The organism is Bacillus sonorensis NBRC 101234 = KCTC 13918 (assembly GCF_001592005.1).
GTDB lineage: Bacteria > Bacillota > Bacilli > Bacillales > Bacillaceae > Bacillus > Bacillus sonorensis.
Genome location: NZ_BCVZ01000050.1, coordinates 1 through 1,797, shown reverse-complemented (window position 1 = coordinate 1,797; position 1,797 = coordinate 1). Strand labels below are relative to the sequence as shown.

The 1,797-nt window shown below is 57.5% G+C and carries 1 protein-coding gene; it reads left to right on the top strand.

Translation table 11 applies throughout. From position 1 onward, the window contains the following. On the top strand, positions 1-1,797 hold a 1,797-nt coding region (locus tag BTR1S_RS21415; RefSeq protein WP_156483228.1), incomplete at both ends, for a non-ribosomal peptide synthetase.

Here is a 1,797-nt window from a genome sequence, read left to right as displayed (position 1 = left end):
CTCAATCTGCTCGAAGCGGTTGCGCAAAACCCGAATGTCCCCCTTTCAGACCTTTCCCTGCTCAATGAAGCGGAAAAACGCCGCATCGTCGAAGTGTGGAATGAGACGGAGCTGGAAGTGCCGGCGGACAAAACGATTCATGAGCTGTTTGAAGCGCAGGTGAACCGCACCCCTGACCACGGGGCAGCGGTGTACAACGGCCGCCGCTGGACGTACAGGGAGCTCAACGCCCGCGCGAACCGCCTGGCCCGCCTGCTCATCGAAAAAGGTGTGCGTCCGGAACAGCGGATCGGCATCATGGTTAAGCCGTCCCTTGACATGGCGTCCGGCGTGCTGGCGGTTTTAAAAGCGGGAGCGGCATATGTGCCGATCGACCCTGGCTATCCGGAACAAAGAATCAAATATGTTTTGGAAGACAGCGGAGCGGAGCTCCTGCTGACGCAAACGGGTGTAGCCGTGCCTGACGGCTTCTGCGGGGAAGCGATTCTACTCGATTCTGTACTGAGCGGGGATATATCGCCTGAAGACGATGTCAACCCTCAGTCCGGAGCTGAGCCTCACAATCTCGCGTACTTAATCTACACATCAGGCACGACGGGCCAGCCGAAAGGCGTCATGGTCGAGCACCAGTCGCTCGTAAATTTGTGCTATTGGCACAATGACGCGTTCAACGTCACAGAACACGACAAGAGCGCGAAATACGCCGGCTTCGGCTTTGACGCATCTGTGTGGGAAATGTTCCCGTATTGGATAGCCGGAGCCGAGCTGCATATCATCAATGAAGCGATTCGGATGGACATCGTCCGCCTGAATCGATATTTCGAAGAGCACGGCATCACGATCACATTCCTGCCGACACAGCTGTGCGAGCAGTTTATGGAGCTGGACAACCGGTCACTGCGCGTGCTTCTGACGGGCGGTGACAGGCTGAAACGGGTGGAAAAGCGCGGCTATACGCTCGTCAACAACTACGGTCCGACGGAAAACACGGTCGTCGCCACAAGCGGTGCGATTGATCCTGATGAAGGAATGCTTTCGATCGGCAAGCCGATTGCCAACACGCGCGTTTATGTGCTCGGAGAGCACAATCAAGTCCAGCCTGCCGGTGTGACGGGTGAACTGTGCATCGCCGGACGGGGGCTTGCGCGCGGCTACCTCAACAAACCGGAGGAAACGGAGAAGCGTTTTACAGAGGACCCGTTCGCACCGGGCGAGCGGATGTACAGGACGGGTGATGCGGTCAGGTGGCTTCCGGACGGCCGGATCGAATATATCGGCCGGATCGACCAGCAGGTCAACATCCGCGGCTTCCGGATCGAGCTTTCAGAAATCGAAGTCCAGCTGGCCAAGCTTCCGGGCGTACAGGAAGCGGTCGTCACTGACATTGAGGACGCCTCCGGCAACAAAGCGCTTTGCGGCTATGTCACATCAGCTGAAAGGCTTGACACAGAAAGCCTCGCCGGCCAGTTGGCGAAGACGCTGCCGGACTACATGGTGCCCGCTTATTGGGTGCAGCTCGATGAGCTGCCGATGACGGCGAACGGAAAAGTCGATAAACGGGCGCTTCCGCAGCCTGACCTAAAAGCGCGGACAGCTGAATACAAAGCGCCGAGAACGGATATTGAACAGCTGCTTGCCGATATTTGGCAGGAGGTTCTCGGCATTGGCCGAATCGGAATCAGCGACAATTTCTTTGCGCTCGGCGGGGACTCGATCAAAGGGATTCAAATGGCGAGCCGCCTTCAGCAGCACGGCTGGAAGCTTGAAATGAAAGACCTGTTCCAGCACCCGACGATC